Consider the following 16,424-nt stretch of genomic DNA (forward strand, 5'->3'; position numbering starts at 1 on the left):
GGCTTTTTATCCTTTAAACTCCATACTTTTAAAATCAAGTGGATCAACATTTTCTTGCATGATATTAATGCGTTCTTTATCTTGTAAGCGTTTATCATCTCTAAATACAGCACGCACTAAATCCATACCTGTGTAAAAATCTTTCATCAAGACCATAAACAAATAACGTCCAAATTCACTTGTATATAAAGTATTGTTTTCTTTTTTTATAGCTTTACTTAGTTTAAGGCCTAAAAGTTCGATGAAAAGATCTTTTTCTAAATTACAATCTAAAGTTTTATTAAATTTATCAATCTCTATTTTACCAGTAAACATTTCGGTTAAAAAGACATATTTGATGATTTCTTTTTTACCAAAATTAGCTTTAGCAATATTTGCATTTTGTTTTTCTTTGATGAGTTTAGAATAATCATTTAAATTAAAAGCATTGATTAAAAGTTCTCCATCTAAAAAGCTAAAAGCCCCACTTCCAACGCCTAAATACTCATGATGGCTACTTACATACTCATCATTAAAGCTACTTTTTTCTAAAGAAAATGACCATGCATTATTTCTTTCATAATCTTTGAAAAAATCTACAATGATTTTATAAAACTCAAATTCATTATCTTTAAAACTTACTCCTAAAGTTTTTGCGATATTATCTTTGGTTAAATTGGATTTCATCAAAGGATAAGTTGTGATTTGTTGAGGTTTTAAACTCTTGGCTATTTCTAAATCATTGAGTAATTGCTCTTTGGTTTGAGAAGGAAAATTAAAAATCAAATCAAGACTCATAATAGGAAGCACACCTATGGCTTTAGAAAGTTTTTCTTGAAGTTCTTTACTTGAACCAAATTTATGATATCTTGCTACTTTTTTTAAAGTATCATCATCAAAACTTTGTATACCGCAACTTAAACGATCTATAAGCCCTTTAAACATTTCTAATTTTTTCGGGTCAATATGGTTTGGATCGGTTTCACAAGAAATTTCTTTGATGTTAAATAATTTTTTGCAAAGTTCTAAAGTTTTAGCAAGCTCTTCTTCGTTGATTAAAGTAGTACCACCACCCACATACATAGAAGTAAAATCAAATCCTTTATCTTTGATTTGTTTGATTTCTTCTCTTAAACTTTCAAAATATCTTTTTGCTAAATCTTCATTGTAATAATACTTATGAAAACTACAATATGGGCAAAAAGTATGACAAAATGGTATGTGAGCATAAAGCATATAAGATTTTTTTGGATTAACTTTTTTTTCTTGTCCTTCTTTTAAAAGTTTCACATCAAAACCATTCTCTAAAGATTTTTGCATAGCTTTATGTGAGTAAGAAAGAGCTAAGTTTTGTAAAAAATTCATATTTTTCCTAAATTTTCATTTTGTAGTTATTTAAAAAGACTATAATTGTATCATATTTTTACAAAGGCTTTATAATGAAAAAGATTTTTATAGCATTTTTTGTATTTTTACTAGGACTTATAAGTGTGTCAAATTCTGCGCCTTTAGATGAAATTTTCCAAGATGTTAATGTTTCAGGCAGTATGCGTTATCGTTTTGAGCATAATAGCCCAAAAGATAGAGGAAATAATAATTTTAATCAAAGAATTCAAATTCAAATGCATTAACAACTAAGCCTTAAAGACTTAGTTGTTATAAAAGTTTTCCTTTAAGTTTTCTTCCATAGCTTTGATGTTTTCTTTTGATTCTTCTTTAGCGTTAAATCCTCCGCCAAAAGCTTTCATAACATCTACGATAGAATTTGCAAGTTCATAAGATGAGTTAGTATAAGAAAGTTTAGCATTTAAGTAATTTCTTTGATCTTGTAAAAAATCAGCTAAATTAATTACACCATTTTCATATCTTAAGGTAGAAATTTCATAAATTTTACTTTGAGCTAGAAATAAATTTTTATAATTTTGCTCATTTTCATAATAGCTTTGGCGGTTAAATAAAGCAAGTCTTATTTCCCCAAAGGCTGTTTTTAAGGTATTTTCATATTGTAAAAATGCTTCATCTTTGGTAAGTTTTGCAATATTAACATTATTCATAATCTCACCCCAATGAAAAATTGGCATTGCAAAATTTCCAGCTACGTTCCAAGTATTGCTTCCATGTTTGACTAAAAGATCTAAATCATTACTTTGAAAGCCCAAAAGTCCTGTTAAAGAAAGGTTTGGTAAAAATGCAGTTCTAGCTACTCCAACAAGATAGTTTTTTTCTTCTAAAGTTTTTAAACTAGCTTGCACATCAGGTCTTTGAAGTAAAATTTCACTGCCAATGCCCTCAGGTATGCTAAGTTCGTATTGTCCTATTTTTTTATACTCTATGCTATTATAAAGTATATCATCAATATCATTTGAAGTTAAGATTTTTAAAGCTTTGGTGTTAGCTTCTTTTTGAATTTTAGCATTTGTGAGTAAAACTCTTGAATTTTCAAGCTCAGCTTTAAATTTGTTAAGCTCATACTCACTAATTACTCCAAGTTTAAAATGCTCTAATTTTAACTCATAAGTTTTTTGATAACTTTGGGTTGTTTCTTCTAAAATTTTTACTTGCTCGCTTAAGCTTGCTAGATTAAAATAAGTTTTTACTACATTAGAAATTAAGCTTAATCTCGCACTTTCATAGTCAAACTCACTAGCTTGTAATTTTGCTTTTGAAGCACCATAAGTATCTCTGTATTTGCCCCATAAATCTACTTCATAGCTTAAATTTAAACCCATGTTAAAATCATTACCATAGACAAATTCATTGCTTTTGTTGCTTGGAGCATTAATGCTAGTTTTTCCTCTTGCTCCACTAGCACTTCCATCAAGCTTAGGAAGTAAATCACTTCTTGCTATACCTAAAGTTTCATAAGCTTTTTGTAAATTCATATATGCAATTTGCAAGTCGTTATTGTTTTTTAAAGCTTGATTGACTAAGGTGTTTAAATAATTATCATCAAAAGCTTTCCACCATTGTTTATTAATGCTAATGTTTTGATCTAAACTTTTAGTGTAATTTACATCTTTGATTTCTAAATTTGGTTTTAAACTACAAGCTGTTATTAAAAAACAACTTGCAAAAATTATTAACTTACGCATTGATTTTACCTCTTTTTTTATCAAGCCATTTATTAAAACTTTCTAGTAAATAGAAAAATAAAGGTACAAAGAAAATGGCTATAGTAGAAGCTGCTATCATACCCCCTATGACACCTGTGCCTATTGCATGACGGCTTGCACTTCCTGCTCCATAAGCAAAGTATAAAGGTAAAATACCACAAATAAATGCTAATGAAGTCATTACAATAGGTCTAAATCTTAATTTTGCTGCGCTAATAGAAGCATCAAAAATACTCTTTCCTTTTTTAAGATGTTCTTCCATGGCAAACTCAACAATCAAAATGGCATTTTTAGCTGAAAGACCTATTAAAAGTAAAAGCCCTGTTTGAAAATATATATCATTTTCTAAGCCTCTAAGCCATACAAGAAGTAAAGAACCAAATACCGCAAAAGGTACAGCAGTGATTACCGCTAAAGGCATGAGCCATCTTTCATACTGAGCCGCTAGGATTAAAAATACAAATAAAAGTCCTAGTACAAAAGCTACTTGACCTGCACCACTACTTGTAACTTCTTGATAAGCTGAACCTGTCCAAGCAATAGAATAATCCTCTCCCAAAGTTTCTTTAGCAACTTGAGCAATAGCATCAATTGCTTGTCCTGAAGTATAACCAGGAGCAGGATCGCCTTGCACTAGTGCTGATGGGAACATATTAAAGCGTTTTACATCATCAGGTCCAACCCCTCTATGAAGTGTTAAAACGCTATCTAAGGCTATCATAGAACCATCTTTTGCTCTAACAAAGATGTTTTTTAAAGCATTTTGTGTATTTCTAAAATCTCCAATGGCGCTAATATTTACACGATAATTTTTCCCAAGCATAGAAAAATCATTTACATAATAAGTCCCTATAGTAGCATTTAGTGTGCTAAATACATCAGCTAAATTTAAACCATAAAGTTTTACTTTATCACGATCAATTTCTAATTTTAATTGCGGGAAATTAGTATCAAGCGTTGTTCTTACGTTGTTAAGTTCAGGACGTTTGTTTGCTGCTTCAACTAATTTATTTACATCCGCTTGAATTTCATCATAGCTTTTACCACCACGATTTTGTGCATACATTTCAAAACCACCAGTTAAACTTAAGCCTTGGATTGGCGGTGGATTAACAAAGAAAGTTTGGAAATTTGGATTTAAAAAGTATTGTTTGTTATACATTCCTGTTAAATCAAAACTACTAGTATCTCTATCGTTCCAATCTTTTAAATTCACAAACATTGCACCGGCATTTTCTTTTAAAGAGCCTGTGAAAAGATCGTAACCTATAAGACCTACAATATTTGTTATGTTTTCATTTTTGCGTAGTTCTTCTGCCATAGCATCCATGGATTGAGTAGTTCTATTAAGAGAAGATGCTGCAGGTAGATTAACAATAGTTAAAAAATTTCCTTGATCTTCAGCTGGAACAAGTGAGTTTGGTACTAATTTAAATAATCCATATAAACCACCTATTAAAAGAAAAAATATTATAACAAAACGTACAGTTCTTTTAAGTATATAAGCTACTCCGGCTCCAAAAACTTCAGTAGACCAATCAAAAATATCATTAAATTTTTTCACAAAATAAAATGGTTCACCCTCATTTCTTCTTAAAAAAATCGCACACAAAGAAGGAGTTAGAGTTAAAGCCACAAAACCTGAAATTGTAACTGAAATTGCAAGGGTTATAGCAAATTGTTTTTGAATTTCTCCCACAAAGCCAGATATAAATGAAACAGGTATAAATACTGCACAAAGTACAAGAACGATAGATACAACAGGTGCAGCAACTTCATCCATGGCTTTAATAGCTGCTTCTTTTATGCTTATATTTGGATCTTCATGCATGATTCTATCGATATTTTCAACCACAATAATCGCATCATCAACAACAATACCAATGGCCAAAACTAAAGCAAAAAGTGTAAGTAAGTTAATACTAAAGCCTAAGACATATAATCCTGCAAAAGTTCCTAAAATAGAAACAGGCACAGCAATCATAGGTATGATAGTTGAGCGGAAATTTTTTAAGAATAAATACATTACAATCACAACTAAAATAAGTGCTTCAAAAAAAGTTTTTACCACTTCTTTAATAGAAGCTTTAATAAATATAGTTGTATCATAAGGCACTTTATAAGCTAAGCCCTCAGGAAAACTTTTAGAAAGTTCTTCAAATTTTTTCTGTACTAATTCAGCTGTACTTACTGCATTTGCTCCAGTTTGTAAGAAAATCAAAATAGGAGTTGCATCATTTCCATTTAATCTACCATTGAATGTATATTCTCTTGAGCCCAAAGAAACTTCAGCCACATCTTTAAGTCTTAAAAAAGAGCCATCGCTATTTGCTCTTATGATAATATCTTCAAATTCTTTGGTATTTTTTAACCTTCCTTGCATAGTTACTGAATACACATAAGGAGATCTTTCTACCACAGGCTCTTGACCTATCTTACCAGTAGCATATTGAGCATTTTGCTCACTAACTGCAGCGATAACATCAGTTGCAGTAACTTGGTATTTGTTTAATAAATCAGGATTAAGCCAAATTCTCATAGAATAATTTCTTGAGCCAATAGCTACAGCATTACCCACACCAGGAACCCTGGCAAGATCATCTAAGATATTTAATGCAGCGTAATTATATACTTCAAGTGAATCCATAGAACCATCAGGAGAATACAAAGTAGCAACCTCTAAAATGCTTGAGCCAGTTTTTCTTACACTAACACCGGTTTTTTTAACATCTTCAGGTAGTTTTGCCATAGCAGCTGAAATTCTATTATTAACATCAACTGTTGCTTGGTCAGGATCTGTACCTATGTTAAAATACACACTTAAACTCATATCACCTGAAGAGCTTGAAGTTGAATCCATATAAATCATATTTTCAACTCCATTGATTGCGTCTTCAAGAGGAATAGCCACTGTTTGAGCCACTGTTTGAGCATCAGCACCTGAGTAATTTGCACTTACTTTTACAACGGGTGGAGTTAGAGAAGGGTATTGTTCTACAGGTAAAGAATAAAGCCCTATAATCCCTGCTAAAGAAATGATAATAGCTACAACAGAAGCAAATACAGGTCTTTCTATAAAAAATTTAGAAAACATTATTTATTCTCCATTACGCTAACGCTTGCACCAGGTCGGATTTTTTTGAAGTTATTTAAAATTACTTTATCGCCATTTTTTAAGCCCTTATCAATGATTGCTTTATCAGAAGTTTGATAGATAACATTAACAATAGTTTTAACTACTTTTCCATCTGCTAAGGTATAAACATAAGTAGCACTATCATCTTGTAAAAGTGCAGCTTGAGGAATTTCAAAACCATCTTTTTGAACAAAACCACCAACATGAACATTTGCAAAAGAACCAGGCATTAAGCTTGAGTTATTATTATCAAAAATAGCCTTTGCTTTTACTCCACCACTACGAGTGTCTATAACGCTATCTATAAAATACAATTTTCCATTGAAAAGCTCACCACCAACATTAGCTTGCACTTGGATATTTTCTAATTGCCAGTTGCCACTTTGAATATTTTTATTCATATTGATTTTATCTACATCAGAAATATAAAAGTCTGCAAAGATTGGGTTAATGTTTGTAATGCGTACAAGCTCAGTTGATGAAGCATTTACATAATCACCCACATCCATTAGCGCATCTCCTAAAACCCCATCAAATGGAGCGCTTACCACGGTGTATTTTAAGTCTAATCTTGCATTGGCAAGCTTTGCTCTAGCACTTTCTAAATTAGCCTTGGTAGAATTAAATTTAGCCAAACTTGCATCAAATTCTTTTTGTGAAATAGCATTTTTTTCTATTAGAATTTGATCTCTTTTGAAATTTTTTTCAGCATCATCAAAATTTGCTCTTGCGACTAAAGCATCTCCATAAGCCATATTTACAGTTGCTTGGTATTTATCAGGCTCTATAAGAAAAAGCTTATCACCTTTTTTAACAGCTTGGCCACTTTTGAAATATTTTGCTTTGATTTCACCGCTTACTTTAGGCTTGATCACCACATCTAACTCAGTGCTTAATCTTGCAGGATAAGTAAATTCTAAAGGTAAATTAGCACTTTGCATAGTCATAATACTTACAGGTTGAGGAGGGAGTTGTTTAACTTGTGCGTTTTTATCATTTGAGCATGCTACAAATATCAGCGAGGCACAAGCTAGAGTTAAAAGTTTTGTTTTCATTGGTTTCCTTAAATTATTTATTTAGCTAAAAAAGTAATTTATATTACAAAATTGTATGATTGTTATTCTATCAATCTTTGGTTAATTAAAATTAACAATTCCTTGAGTAAAAAGCTTAACAACTTTTTTTGCATGATTTTGTTGCTCTTTTTTACTCATTAAAACCTTATTTTCAAAAGTACTTTGTATAAAAAAGGTTCCCCTAAGCATAGCACAAAATGTATAGCTTAAAAATTCAGCATTTTTGGCTAAATTTTCATTATTTTCTTCTTCAAATCTTTTTTGAAGAACATATTCTACTTCTTTTCTATTGCTTCCTTTAAACCACTTCCCAAAATCAAATTTTTCATTATAAATTTCAGAATATAAAAGCCTTACTATAGCTATGGTTTTAGCGTCATTAAAAATTCCCAAATAAGCTTTAGCAAATTGATGTAAAAATTCTTCTAAATTAGCATTGGGTGAAAGTTGCATATTTTTTTTCAAAATAGCTAGAAAATGATTTTCTGCAAAATCATTTAAAACCGCTTCAAATAAACCTTCTTTACTTTTAAAATGCTCATATACACAAGAAAATGAACCACCAGCTTGCTTGATAATATCTTTAAGATTAGTTGCTTCGTAGCCGTTTTCTAAAAACGACTCCGCAGCAATTTGTTTGATTTTTTCAAGCCTTGCTTGAGATTTTGAAGAAAGTTTTTTTATCATTGGTGTTTTTTGTGCTCTATAATTGAGTTTTTAGGATAGACAAAATTACTTTCTCTTGTGATTATGATATTTTTATCATCAAGCGCATATGCTTTAATAGTTAAAGGTATCACTGTATCTTTTCTATCATTATCAGCTAGTTTTTTAGTAGCTTTTAGTACAACTATTTGTTTATCTTTTTCTCCAGCTTTTAATTTAAAAGGTTTTTTTGGTCTAATGATTTCTAAACCATCATCAATGCCTTGTAATTTCACATCAAAATAATACTCATGAGCTTTATTATCAGTGTTTTGGAATAAAAATACATAAGCATTGCTAATAATTAATTCTCCATCATGCGCTTTTCTAATTTGATAAAGCTCGCTAGAACGATTAATATTTAAAAGCATATTTTCTTTTTTGCTTCCCATTAAAACTAAAGCCGCAAAAACACCACATAAAACTACTAAATATCCGATAGTTCTAAATCTAAAATATTTTACCTTCTCTCTTGTTTCAATAGCTTTTGCACTAGTCCAATTAATCAAACTAGGGCGATCAAATTTAGCTTGAATTTTCGAGCAAGCATCGGCACATTCAAGACAATTAATACACTCAAGTTGCATTCCTTGGCGTATATCTATATGTGTAGGGCAAATTTTTACACAGGCTTCACATCCTATGCATTCACCTTGTGGTGGTTTTTGATAAAGTTTAGTATGCCCATCATAAATCACTCCACCTCTTTTATCATCATAAATAACTTGAACGGTATTATTATCAAACATTACAGATTGAATTCTTGCATAAGGGCATACATAAACACAAAATTTTTCGCCCAAATACACTATATCAAAAGTAAAGGCTAAAGAAGCACAAAATAAAATTCCCAAAAGCAATAAATGATCAGCAGGGTTTTGAATATATACAAAAAAATCTTCAGGTGGTACAAAATACCATAAAAAAGCACTCATCATTAATAGAGAAAAAAGATAAAAAATCACAATGCTTAAAGCTTTTTTGATAAAAAATCCATCTACTTGTTTTTGTTTGTTTGCTGTGCTTTTGTGTATTTTAAATATTTTTGTTTGCAATAAATCTCTATAAATAACCCTAGCAATGGTTTGAGGACAACTCCATGCACACCAAATTCTTCCTGCTAAGGTAGTAACAAAAAGTATGGTTAAAAACATACCCATAATAAGAAATGGCATTAAATAAAGCTCTTGGGTATCAAAAGCTATAAAAAATAAATTAAGTTTTTTATGATCAAAACTTAATAAAAAGAAATGATTTCCATTGATTTTGATAAAAGGCAAAGCAATGAAAATAACCATGGAAACGATATAAGCTATATATCTTTTCTTAGTATAATTAGTGACACAGGCACTCATTTTGATTTCCTTGTAAAATATTTTTTTAATTGTAATACTAGAAAAATTAAACCAAACTTTGTCTTAATTAAGAATTTATGTTTAATTTTTATTTATGTAATTATTACAAAAATAAATTTTATTTTCAAGTAAAATTATGGTATAATCAAAACTTTCAAATTTTTAACGAAAGGTGGTGAGGGTCGTGCCAGGAATCAAGGTACATCCTAACGAGTCTTTTGAAGAAGCGTATAGAAAATTCAAAAAACAAGTAGATAGAAATCTAGTTGTTACTGAAGTTCGCGCAAGAAGATTTTTTGAGCCTATGACTGAAATTCGCAAAAAACAAAAAATTTCAGCACGCAAAAAAATGCTTAAAAGACTTTATATGCTTAGACGCTACGAGTCAAGACTCTAATACCAAAAAGCCGAATTTTCGGCTTTTCTTCGATTATTTTTATGTTTCTTTGGATTTTAATCATTCATTTTTTTGGACTTATTTTACCAGGACCTGATTTTTTCTTAGTAAGTTCTTGTGCTTTAAGAGAAGGTATTAAAAGTGCTTTAAAAGCAAGTTTGGGTGTGAGTTTGGCTATGAGTGTGTGGATTATACTTTCTATGCTTGGTTTGAGTGTGATTTTTCATCAATTTCCATTTTTGCAAATCGTTTTATCAAGTTTTGGAGCTTGCTATCTTTTGTATTTAGCTTATGGGATTTATAAAAATACAAAAATAGGTAATATAAAAGTTCAAAAAACTCATATATCTGCATTTTTAAGTGGCGTTATAACAAATTTATCTAATCCAAAAGTTATTTTTTATTTTGCTAGTGTTTTTGCAAGTTTTGATTTTGCCCAAATGCGATGGATGTTGATAATATTAGTGTTTGTTTTGATCTTAGAAACTATAATTTACTTTTCTTTGATTTCTTTATTATTTTCAAAATCTTTCATGGTAAGAATTTATCAAAAGAATTTAAAACTTATTGATTATTTAAGTGCTTTTATATTTTTTGCTTTTGCTGTATTTATTTTAAGTAGTAATTTAATGATTATGATAAATTAAAGCAATTAATTTTTATTAATACTTTTTTTGTTAAAATCTTATTAAGTTAAACTTATAAATTTAGGAAAGATTATGAAACATATAAAAACTATACTTAAGCTTAGTATGATAAGCGGTATTGCTGCTATAAGTGGCGGTGCTTTAAGTGCGTGTAGCAACAATACAAATGATTCTAATAATGCATTAAGCCAAGCAGCAAATACCCAAGGTGCTTTTGTTATCATTGAAGAAACCGCTCCAAATCAATACAAAATCAAAGATCAATTTCCAAGTGATGAAACTAGGGTGGTTTTAAAACAACTTGATGGCACAGAAAGAGTTTTAAGCAAAGAAGAAATGGATAAATTAATCCAAGAAGAAGCTGCTAAAATAGACAATGGTACTTCAAATTTAACAAATCCAAATAATGCTCAAATGAGTAGCGGAGGACTTTCTTTAGGTGAAACATTGCTTGCAAGTGCAGCTGGTGCTATACTTGGTAGCTGGATAGGTTCAAAGCTTTTTAATAATCAAAATTTTGCAAATCAACAAAGAGGAGCATTTTCAAATCAAAGTGCTTATCAAAGAAGTGTAAATAGTTTTAATAAAGCAAGTACAAGTGCTACTTCGAGCTCAAGTGCGAAAAAATCAGGCTTTTTTGGTGGTGGTTCTAAAGCTACTTCAAGTTCTTCTAGCTCTTTTGGCTCTTAAGGGTGTAAAATGAATTTTTTAAAAGTAAATCCTTTAGAAAAATCATATTTAGATCAAATAGGCTTTTCATGGCATACAGATAATGATGGAAGTGATTATTTAGATTCTAATTTAGTTTGTGTTAAAGAAAGTGAAGCAAATGCATATTATGAAGCAGTAAATGAACTTTATGATATGTTTGTGGCTGCTGCGCAAGAAGTGATTGATAATGATCGTTTTGATGAGCTTGGAATTCCTTTTAATTTGGTTGATGCGATTAAGATGAGTTGGGAAAATGATGTGCATTGGCATTTATATGGTAGATTTGACTTAGCAGGTGGACTTGATGGTAAGCCTATAAAGCTAATAGAATTTAATGCTGATACTCCAACATCTTTATTTGAAAGTGCTATTTTACAATGGGCTATTTTAAAGCAAAATAACCTAGATGAAAGCTCGCAATTTAATAATATATATGAAGCCTTAAAAGATAATTTTAAAAGACTTATCACTTTAGAAGAAGATGTAAGTGAGTTTGAAAAATATTATGAAGGTTGGAAGATATTATTTTCTTCAATTGCAGGCAGTGATGAGGATATGATTACAACCAAACTTTTAGCACACATTGCTAGTGAAGCAGGTTTTGAGAGTGAGTTTTCTTATATTGATGAGGTTGAATTTTCGCCTGAAGGTGTTTTTAAAAATGATGTAAATTTTGAGTATTTTTTCAAACTCATTCCTTGGGAAAGTATAGCCATAGAAGAGGGTGAGCTTGCTATGCTTTTAACTCAAATCATGCAAAATCAAAAAGCAATCATTTTAAATCCTGCTTATACTTTACTTTTTCAAAGTAAAGGTATAATGAAAATTTTATGGGAGCTTTATCCAAATCATCCTTTATTGCTCGAAACAAGCGATCAACCTTTAGTGGGTAAAAAATGTGTTAAAAAACCTGTTTTTGGTAGAGAAGGAGCCAATGTTTCTATTATAGAAGCTAATGGAGATGTAAGTTTTGAAACAAAGGGAGATTATCAAAATAATCGCTTTGTATATCAAGAATTTGCTGAGTTTAATAAAAATGAAAATGATTATTACCAAGCAGGGGTTTTCTTTGCTTATGAGGGTTGTGGATTAGGTTTTAGAAAAGGTGGTTTGGTACTTGATAATTATTCTAAATTTGTAGGACATATAGTAAAAGATTAATGAAGATAGTATGCTTAGATGCTGCTACCTTAGGTGGAGCGGATTTAACGGTTTTTGAAAGTCTTGGCGAGTTTGTAAGTTATGACTTAACTTCTAAAGATGAGGTTATTGCAAGAATAGCTAATGCACAAGTTGTGATGATAAATAAAATCATCATTGACAAAAAAGTGATTGATAGCACCAATCTAAAGCTTATTTTACAACTTGGTACAGGGGTAAATAATATAGATGTAGCTTATGCAAATTCTAAAGGTATAGTGGTAAAAAATGCAGCTAGTTATTCTACAAAAAGTGTTTTAAGCCATACCTTTGCTTTGCTTTTTGCTTTTTTAAATCAAATTCCATATTATGATAAATGGAGCAAAGAAGGCAAATGGTGTGAGAGTAAAATGTTTTGTGATTTTAGTAAGACTTTGCATACTTTAACCGGTAAAAAACATGGTATTATAGGACTTGGAGCTATAGGTAAAGAAGTAGCTAGGGTTTCTCAAATGTTTGGTTCTAAAATTTGTTATTATTCTACTTCAGGGACTAATAATAATGATGAATATGAAAAAGTAAGCCTTGAAGAGCTTTTAAAAACTTGTGATATAATTAGCATACATGCACCTTTAAATGATAAGACAAAAAATTTATTAAGTAAAAAAGAACTAATGCTTTTAAAAGATGAGGCTATTTTGATTAATGTAGGGCGTGGTGGAATCATCAATGAAGCAGATTTAGCTCAAGTTATGAATGAGAAAAATATCAAAGTAGGGCTTGATGTACTTGAAATAGAACCTATGATTAAAAATCATCCTTTGCTTAGTATAAAAAATAAAGAAAATTTAATTATCACTCCACATGTGGCATGGGCAAGTGAAGAATCCATACAAAATTTAGTCCAAATTGTATTTAATAATCTTAAGGAGTTTATAGAAAATGGCAAATGAACATAGTTTTGATATTAGCGGGGAAATTGACAAGCAAGAGTTAAAAAATGCTTTAGAACAAGCTAAAAAAGAGCTTGATGGTAGATATGATTTAAAGGGCATTAAAAGTGAAATAGAGTTAAATGAAAAAGAAAGTGTTTATAAGCTTACTTGCTCTAGCGAAGCAAAGCTTGAAGTGTTAAAAGATATTGTTATTTCAAAGCTTATTAAAAGAGGGATAAACCCTAATGGTATTAAAGAGTTAAGCAGGGAAAGTGGGGCAAATTTTAGACTGAATTTAAAAGTTAATGATGCTATTGATACTGATAGTGCTAAGAAGATTAACAAAGCTATAAAAGATAGTAAGCTAAAGGTAGCTTCAAGCATTAGAGGTAATGAAATTCGCGTAGTTGGTAAGCAAATTGATGACTTGCAAAGCGTGATGAAAATAGTAAAAGAACTCAATTTAGAACTTAATCTTAGTTTTAAAAACCTTAAATGAAAACTTTACTTCAAATAGTTTTTTTGTGTTTTGTGTGTGTTTTTTTAAGCTCTTGTGCTTTAAAAAGCAAAACACAAGCACAAAGTGCTTATGTTATTTTAAAAACTCCAGAGTTTAAATTTGCTGATTATGGTTTTTTATATGAGGGAAAAAATTTTACAAGTTTAGAGCTTTATAGCGCCTCTAAAGCCTTACTTGAATTAAAAATTAGCGATAAAATTTGTGTTAATGGCATATGCTATGCAAAAACTTTTTTTAATAACAGATTTTTTAATAATGAATATTATGATGATTTTTTACAAGATCTAATCTACAAAAGACCTATTTTTTATGGAAAAAATAAACAAACTACTTCTTGTGGTTTTACTCAAAAGATTGTAAGTAAAAATTATGATATTTTTTATGAGGTTTGTGATAAAAATATGAGTTTTAATGATAAAAAATCCAAAATCAAATTTAGCATAAAGTCAATATAAAGGAAAATATGAAAGATTTAAAACTTTTTCTTAATGATACTTTTAAAAGCAATATTTATAAAAACTTACAATGCAGTGAAGATGAAATTTTAATCTTAAAGCATTTATGCAAAAATTATTTGCAGGCAAATGCAAGTACTAATGCTTATAATCTTCTTAGCGAAGTTTTTAAAAATGATGAGTATGAGTATTTAGATCATTTAAAAGATCTTAAAAATCTTATAGAAAAAGGTTTTATTGTTCAAATTTTTTCTGATTTTAAAGCAAGTAAAAACTCAAGCTTGCTTTTAAATTTGCTACAATGTGAGTTAAGTTTAAGTGAAGTTTTCTTGCAAGTCTTAGAAAATAAAACCATACAAGATTATATGCAAGATCAAATTTATGAAGATCATATTGCATATTTAAAAGATGAATTTTTTAAAATCGAGCTTTATCAAAGATTGCGTTTTTTTGCTAAAAGCTCTCAAAGCAAGAATATTAAAAAAGATATAGCTATATTTGAAGTATACATTAAAGAGCGTTTAAAGAAAAGTAAAATTTCTAATGTTTTAGCAGAGATTTTTAAAGAATATGCTTTAAATGATAAAGAATGCTTGATATTTATTAGTTTGTTAAAAGAAGAGTATTTACTAAATACTGAAAATTCTTATAGTAGAGATTTTAATTTTTTGCTTCATTTAATTAGCGAGGATGAGGCTCAAAAACAAGAAAATAAAGCTTTGCTAGAAGAAGATTCTAAGCTACTTAGTTCAAATCTTTTAGAATATGATGAATTTGTTAATTCTTTGGGTGATATAGCTAAGATTTTTTATTTAAGTGATGATATTTTACAAAGAATTATTAATTTTAAAGAACCAAAGAAAAATAAAAAAATTAAACTTCAAAATTTGGTTAAAGAGCAAGATATTTTTGAGCTAATCGAGCCAAATATCAATATAGATGATGTTATTATGCCCCAAAGTACTAAAGATTTGTTAGAAAGTATATTAAAACAACAAGATAAAAAGGTTTTAGAAAGATTAAATAAATGGGGTATAAAAACTAATAAAAATATAGAAGCTAAGATAATTTTCTATGGCCCTGCTGGTACGGGTAAGACTATGAGTGCATTAAGTATGGCAAAAGCTATGAAAAAATCCATTTTGAGTTTTGATTGCTCGAAAATTTTAAGTAAATATGTGGGCGAGAGTGAACAAAATGTAAGAAAGATTTTTGATGCTTATAAAGAGCTTTGTCAAACAAGTAAGCAAAGCCCTATTTTACTTTTAAATGAGGCGGATCAGTTTTTAAGTACTAGAGTAGAAAGCAGTGGCGGTGCTGATAAAATGCATAATCAAATGCAAAATATTTTTTTGGAACAAATCGAGCGCTTTAGTGGAGTTATTATAGCAACAACTAATTTTTTAGAAAGTTTAGATGTGGCTTTTTCAAGAAGGTTTGAGTATAAAATAGAATTTAAAAAGCCAAATTACGAACAACGCTTAATGATATGGCAAAAAGCTTTGCCTAAAAATGCTAAATTTGAAGGTAGTTTTGATTTAAAAAAAATAGCCTCATATGAATTAAGTGGAGCTCAAATTGTAATGGTGGTTAAAAATACGGCTTTAAAAGCGGCTATTTCTAAAGATGGTGTTTTTAAAATGAGTGATTTTTTACATACTATAGAAAAAGAAATAGAATCTTCATTTGATAAAAATAAGATAGTTGGCTTTAAAAATTAAAATTCACACAAATTTCACAAGCAAATAATATCATTCTTTCAACTTTTATTTAAAGGAGAAAAAATGAAAATGAAATTAATGTTGGCTAGTTTGGTTTGTGCAAGTTCTATGTTTGCAGATATGATTGTTAGTCCAAGTGCTTTACCTCAAAAGGCTCAAGAGTTTTTAAACACTCATTTTAAAGGAGTAAATGTAGGTTATGTAAAACAAGACGTGGATTCTTACGAAGTAAATTTGGTTGATGGAACAGAAATTGACTTTATCATTAATGGAGACTGGAAAGAAGTTGATGGTAAATACAAAGGCATTCCAACAGGATTTATCCCAAAAGAAGTTGTTGCAAAAGTACAAGCAGCGCAACCAAATGCAGCTATTGTAGAAGTAGATAAAAGAATTAATGGTTATAAATTCAGAACAAATAATATGATGGAAATTTATACAGATTTTAAAGGTAATATTTTAGGTCAAAAATTTGATGACTAATCAACCCACCTTTATATCAAACTAAACCCATTAAGGGTTTAGTTAATTATT

16 protein-coding genes are annotated in these 16,424 nt (G+C 29.6%); 10 read left to right on the plus strand and 6 right to left on the minus strand.

Features of this window, described 5'->3' with window-relative positions; all coding sequences use genetic code 11:
• Window positions 1-6: 6 nt before the first annotated feature.
• On the minus strand, window positions 7-1,344 hold the full coding sequence (locus L8U00_RS06715) for a coproporphyrinogen III oxidase family protein (RefSeq protein ID WP_263682811.1): 1,338 nt from the start codon (window positions 1,342-1,344) through the stop codon (window positions 7-9).
• A gap of 74 nt (window positions 1,345-1,418) precedes the next feature.
• Between L8U00_RS06715 and L8U00_RS06720 the strand changes: the two genes are divergently transcribed.
• Window positions 1,419-1,610 (plus strand): mini-MOMP protein, encoded by a 192-nt coding sequence (locus tag L8U00_RS06720; RefSeq protein ID WP_039627274.1) that lies wholly within the window; start codon window positions 1,419-1,421, stop codon window positions 1,608-1,610.
• A gap of 18 nt (window positions 1,611-1,628) precedes the next feature.
• On the opposite strand, the gene L8U00_RS06725 is transcribed toward L8U00_RS06720, so the two are convergent.
• From L8U00_RS06725 to ccoG, 5 genes are all read right to left on the minus strand, one after another.
• Window positions 1,629-3,071, minus strand: a complete 1,443-nt coding sequence (locus L8U00_RS06725; protein WP_263708982.1) for an efflux transporter outer membrane subunit — start codon at window positions 3,069-3,071, stop codon at window positions 1,629-1,631.
• On the minus strand, window positions 3,064-6,186 hold the full coding sequence (locus L8U00_RS06730; RefSeq protein ID WP_263708983.1) for an efflux RND transporter permease subunit: 3,123 nt from the start codon (window positions 6,184-6,186) through the stop codon (window positions 3,064-3,066). The genes L8U00_RS06725 and L8U00_RS06730 overlap by 8 nt, the downstream gene beginning before the upstream one ends.
• Window positions 6,186-7,283 (minus strand): efflux RND transporter periplasmic adaptor subunit, encoded by a 1,098-nt coding sequence (locus L8U00_RS06735; protein ID WP_263682808.1) that lies wholly within the window; start codon window positions 7,281-7,283, stop codon window positions 6,186-6,188. The genes L8U00_RS06730 and L8U00_RS06735 overlap by 1 nt, the downstream gene beginning before the upstream one ends.
• Before the next feature lie 81 nt (window positions 7,284-7,364).
• Window positions 7,365-7,991: a TetR/AcrR family transcriptional regulator gene (locus L8U00_RS06740; RefSeq protein WP_263663664.1), complete on the minus strand. Its 627-nt coding sequence runs from the start codon at window positions 7,989-7,991 to the stop codon at window positions 7,365-7,367.
• Complete coding sequence (gene ccoG, locus L8U00_RS06745; RefSeq protein ID WP_263682806.1) at window positions 7,988-9,364, minus strand: cytochrome c oxidase accessory protein CcoG; 1,377 nt, start codon at window positions 9,362-9,364, stop codon at window positions 7,988-7,990. The genes L8U00_RS06740 and ccoG overlap by 4 nt, the downstream gene beginning before the upstream one ends.
• Window positions 9,365-9,548: 184 nt before the next feature.
• On the opposite strand from ccoG, the gene rpsU reads away from it, so the two are divergent.
• The 9 genes from rpsU to L8U00_RS06790 all read left to right on the plus strand — a co-directional run bounded on the left by rpsU (window position 9,549) and on the right by L8U00_RS06790 (window position 16,373).
• Window positions 9,549-9,761 (plus strand): 30S ribosomal protein S21, encoded by a 213-nt coding sequence (rpsU, locus tag L8U00_RS06750; RefSeq protein ID WP_263708984.1) that lies wholly within the window; start codon window positions 9,549-9,551, stop codon window positions 9,759-9,761.
• A gap of 41 nt (window positions 9,762-9,802) precedes the next feature.
• Complete coding sequence (locus L8U00_RS06755; RefSeq protein ID WP_263708985.1) at window positions 9,803-10,408, plus strand: LysE family transporter; 606 nt, start codon at window positions 9,803-9,805, stop codon at window positions 10,406-10,408.
• A 72-nt stretch (window positions 10,409-10,480) separates the two neighbouring features.
• Window positions 10,481-11,098 (plus strand): UPF0323 family lipoprotein, encoded by a 618-nt coding sequence (locus L8U00_RS06760; RefSeq protein WP_263707242.1) that lies wholly within the window; start codon window positions 10,481-10,483, stop codon window positions 11,096-11,098.
• 9 nt (window positions 11,099-11,107) lie between these two features.
• Window positions 11,108-12,280, plus strand: coding sequence for a glutathionylspermidine synthase family protein (locus tag L8U00_RS06765; protein WP_263707243.1), 1,173 nt, complete (start codon window positions 11,108-11,110; stop codon window positions 12,278-12,280).
• Entirely contained in the window at window positions 12,280-13,212 is a 933-nt protein-coding gene (locus L8U00_RS06770) for a D-2-hydroxyacid dehydrogenase (protein ID WP_263708986.1), read from the plus strand. The genes L8U00_RS06765 and L8U00_RS06770 overlap by 1 nt, the downstream gene beginning before the upstream one ends.
• Window positions 13,202-13,693, plus strand: coding sequence for a YajQ family cyclic di-GMP-binding protein (locus L8U00_RS06775; protein WP_263708987.1), 492 nt, complete (start codon window positions 13,202-13,204; stop codon window positions 13,691-13,693). Before L8U00_RS06770 ends, L8U00_RS06775 begins: the two co-directional genes overlap by 11 nt.
• Window positions 13,690-14,169, plus strand: a complete 480-nt coding sequence (locus L8U00_RS06780; RefSeq protein WP_263708988.1) for a hypothetical protein — start codon at window positions 13,690-13,692, stop codon at window positions 14,167-14,169. The genes L8U00_RS06775 and L8U00_RS06780 overlap by 4 nt, the downstream gene beginning before the upstream one ends.
• Window positions 14,170-14,177: 8 nt before the next feature.
• Window positions 14,178-15,890: an ATP-binding protein gene (locus L8U00_RS06785; protein WP_263708989.1), complete on the plus strand. Its 1,713-nt coding sequence runs from the start codon at window positions 14,178-14,180 to the stop codon at window positions 15,888-15,890.
• A 63-nt stretch (window positions 15,891-15,953) separates the two neighbouring features.
• Entirely contained in the window at window positions 15,954-16,373 is a 420-nt protein-coding gene (locus L8U00_RS06790; protein ID WP_263702374.1) for a PepSY-like domain-containing protein, read from the plus strand.
• The last annotated feature ends 51 nt before the right edge of the window (window positions 16,374-16,424 follow it).

Source organism: Campylobacter sp. IFREMER_LSEM_CL2256, assembly GCF_025771645.1.
Lineage (GTDB): Bacteria > Campylobacterota > Campylobacteria > Campylobacterales > Campylobacteraceae > Campylobacter_D.

Coding starts and splice junctions, on each gene's coding strand:
- L8U00_RS06725 (WP_263708982.1), bottom strand. CDS start 3,071: ATGCGTAAGTTAATAATTTTTGCAAGTTGTTTTTTAATAACAGCTTGT.
- L8U00_RS06730 (WP_263708983.1), bottom strand. CDS start 6,186: ATGTTTTCTAAATTTTTTATAGAAAGACCTGTATTTGCTTCTGTTGTA.
- L8U00_RS06770 (WP_263708986.1), top strand. CDS start 12,280: ATGAAGATAGTATGCTTAGATGCTGCTACCTTAGGTGGAGCGGATTTA.
- L8U00_RS06785 (WP_263708989.1), top strand. CDS start 14,178: ATGAAAGATTTAAAACTTTTTCTTAATGATACTTTTAAAAGCAATATT.
- L8U00_RS06720 (WP_039627274.1), top strand. CDS start 1,419: ATGAAAAAGATTTTTATAGCATTTTTTGTATTTTTACTAGGACTTATA.
- ccoG (WP_263682806.1), bottom strand. CDS start 9,364: ATGAGTGCCTGTGTCACTAATTATACTAAGAAAAGATATATAGCTTAT.
- L8U00_RS06775 (WP_263708987.1), top strand. CDS start 13,202: ATGGCAAATGAACATAGTTTTGATATTAGCGGGGAAATTGACAAGCAA.
- L8U00_RS06735 (WP_263682808.1), bottom strand. CDS start 7,283: ATGAAAACAAAACTTTTAACTCTAGCTTGTGCCTCGCTGATATTTGTA.
- L8U00_RS06715 (WP_263682811.1), bottom strand. CDS start 1,344: ATGAATTTTTTACAAAACTTAGCTCTTTCTTACTCACATAAAGCTATG.
- L8U00_RS06780 (WP_263708988.1), top strand. CDS start 13,690: ATGAAAACTTTACTTCAAATAGTTTTTTTGTGTTTTGTGTGTGTTTTT.
- L8U00_RS06765 (WP_263707243.1), top strand. CDS start 11,108: ATGAATTTTTTAAAAGTAAATCCTTTAGAAAAATCATATTTAGATCAA.
- L8U00_RS06740 (WP_263663664.1), bottom strand. CDS start 7,991: ATGATAAAAAAACTTTCTTCAAAATCTCAAGCAAGGCTTGAAAAAATC.
- L8U00_RS06790 (WP_263702374.1), top strand. CDS start 15,954: ATGAAAATGAAATTAATGTTGGCTAGTTTGGTTTGTGCAAGTTCTATG.
- L8U00_RS06760 (WP_263707242.1), top strand. CDS start 10,481: ATGAAACATATAAAAACTATACTTAAGCTTAGTATGATAAGCGGTATT.
- L8U00_RS06755 (WP_263708985.1), top strand. CDS start 9,803: ATGTTTCTTTGGATTTTAATCATTCATTTTTTTGGACTTATTTTACCA.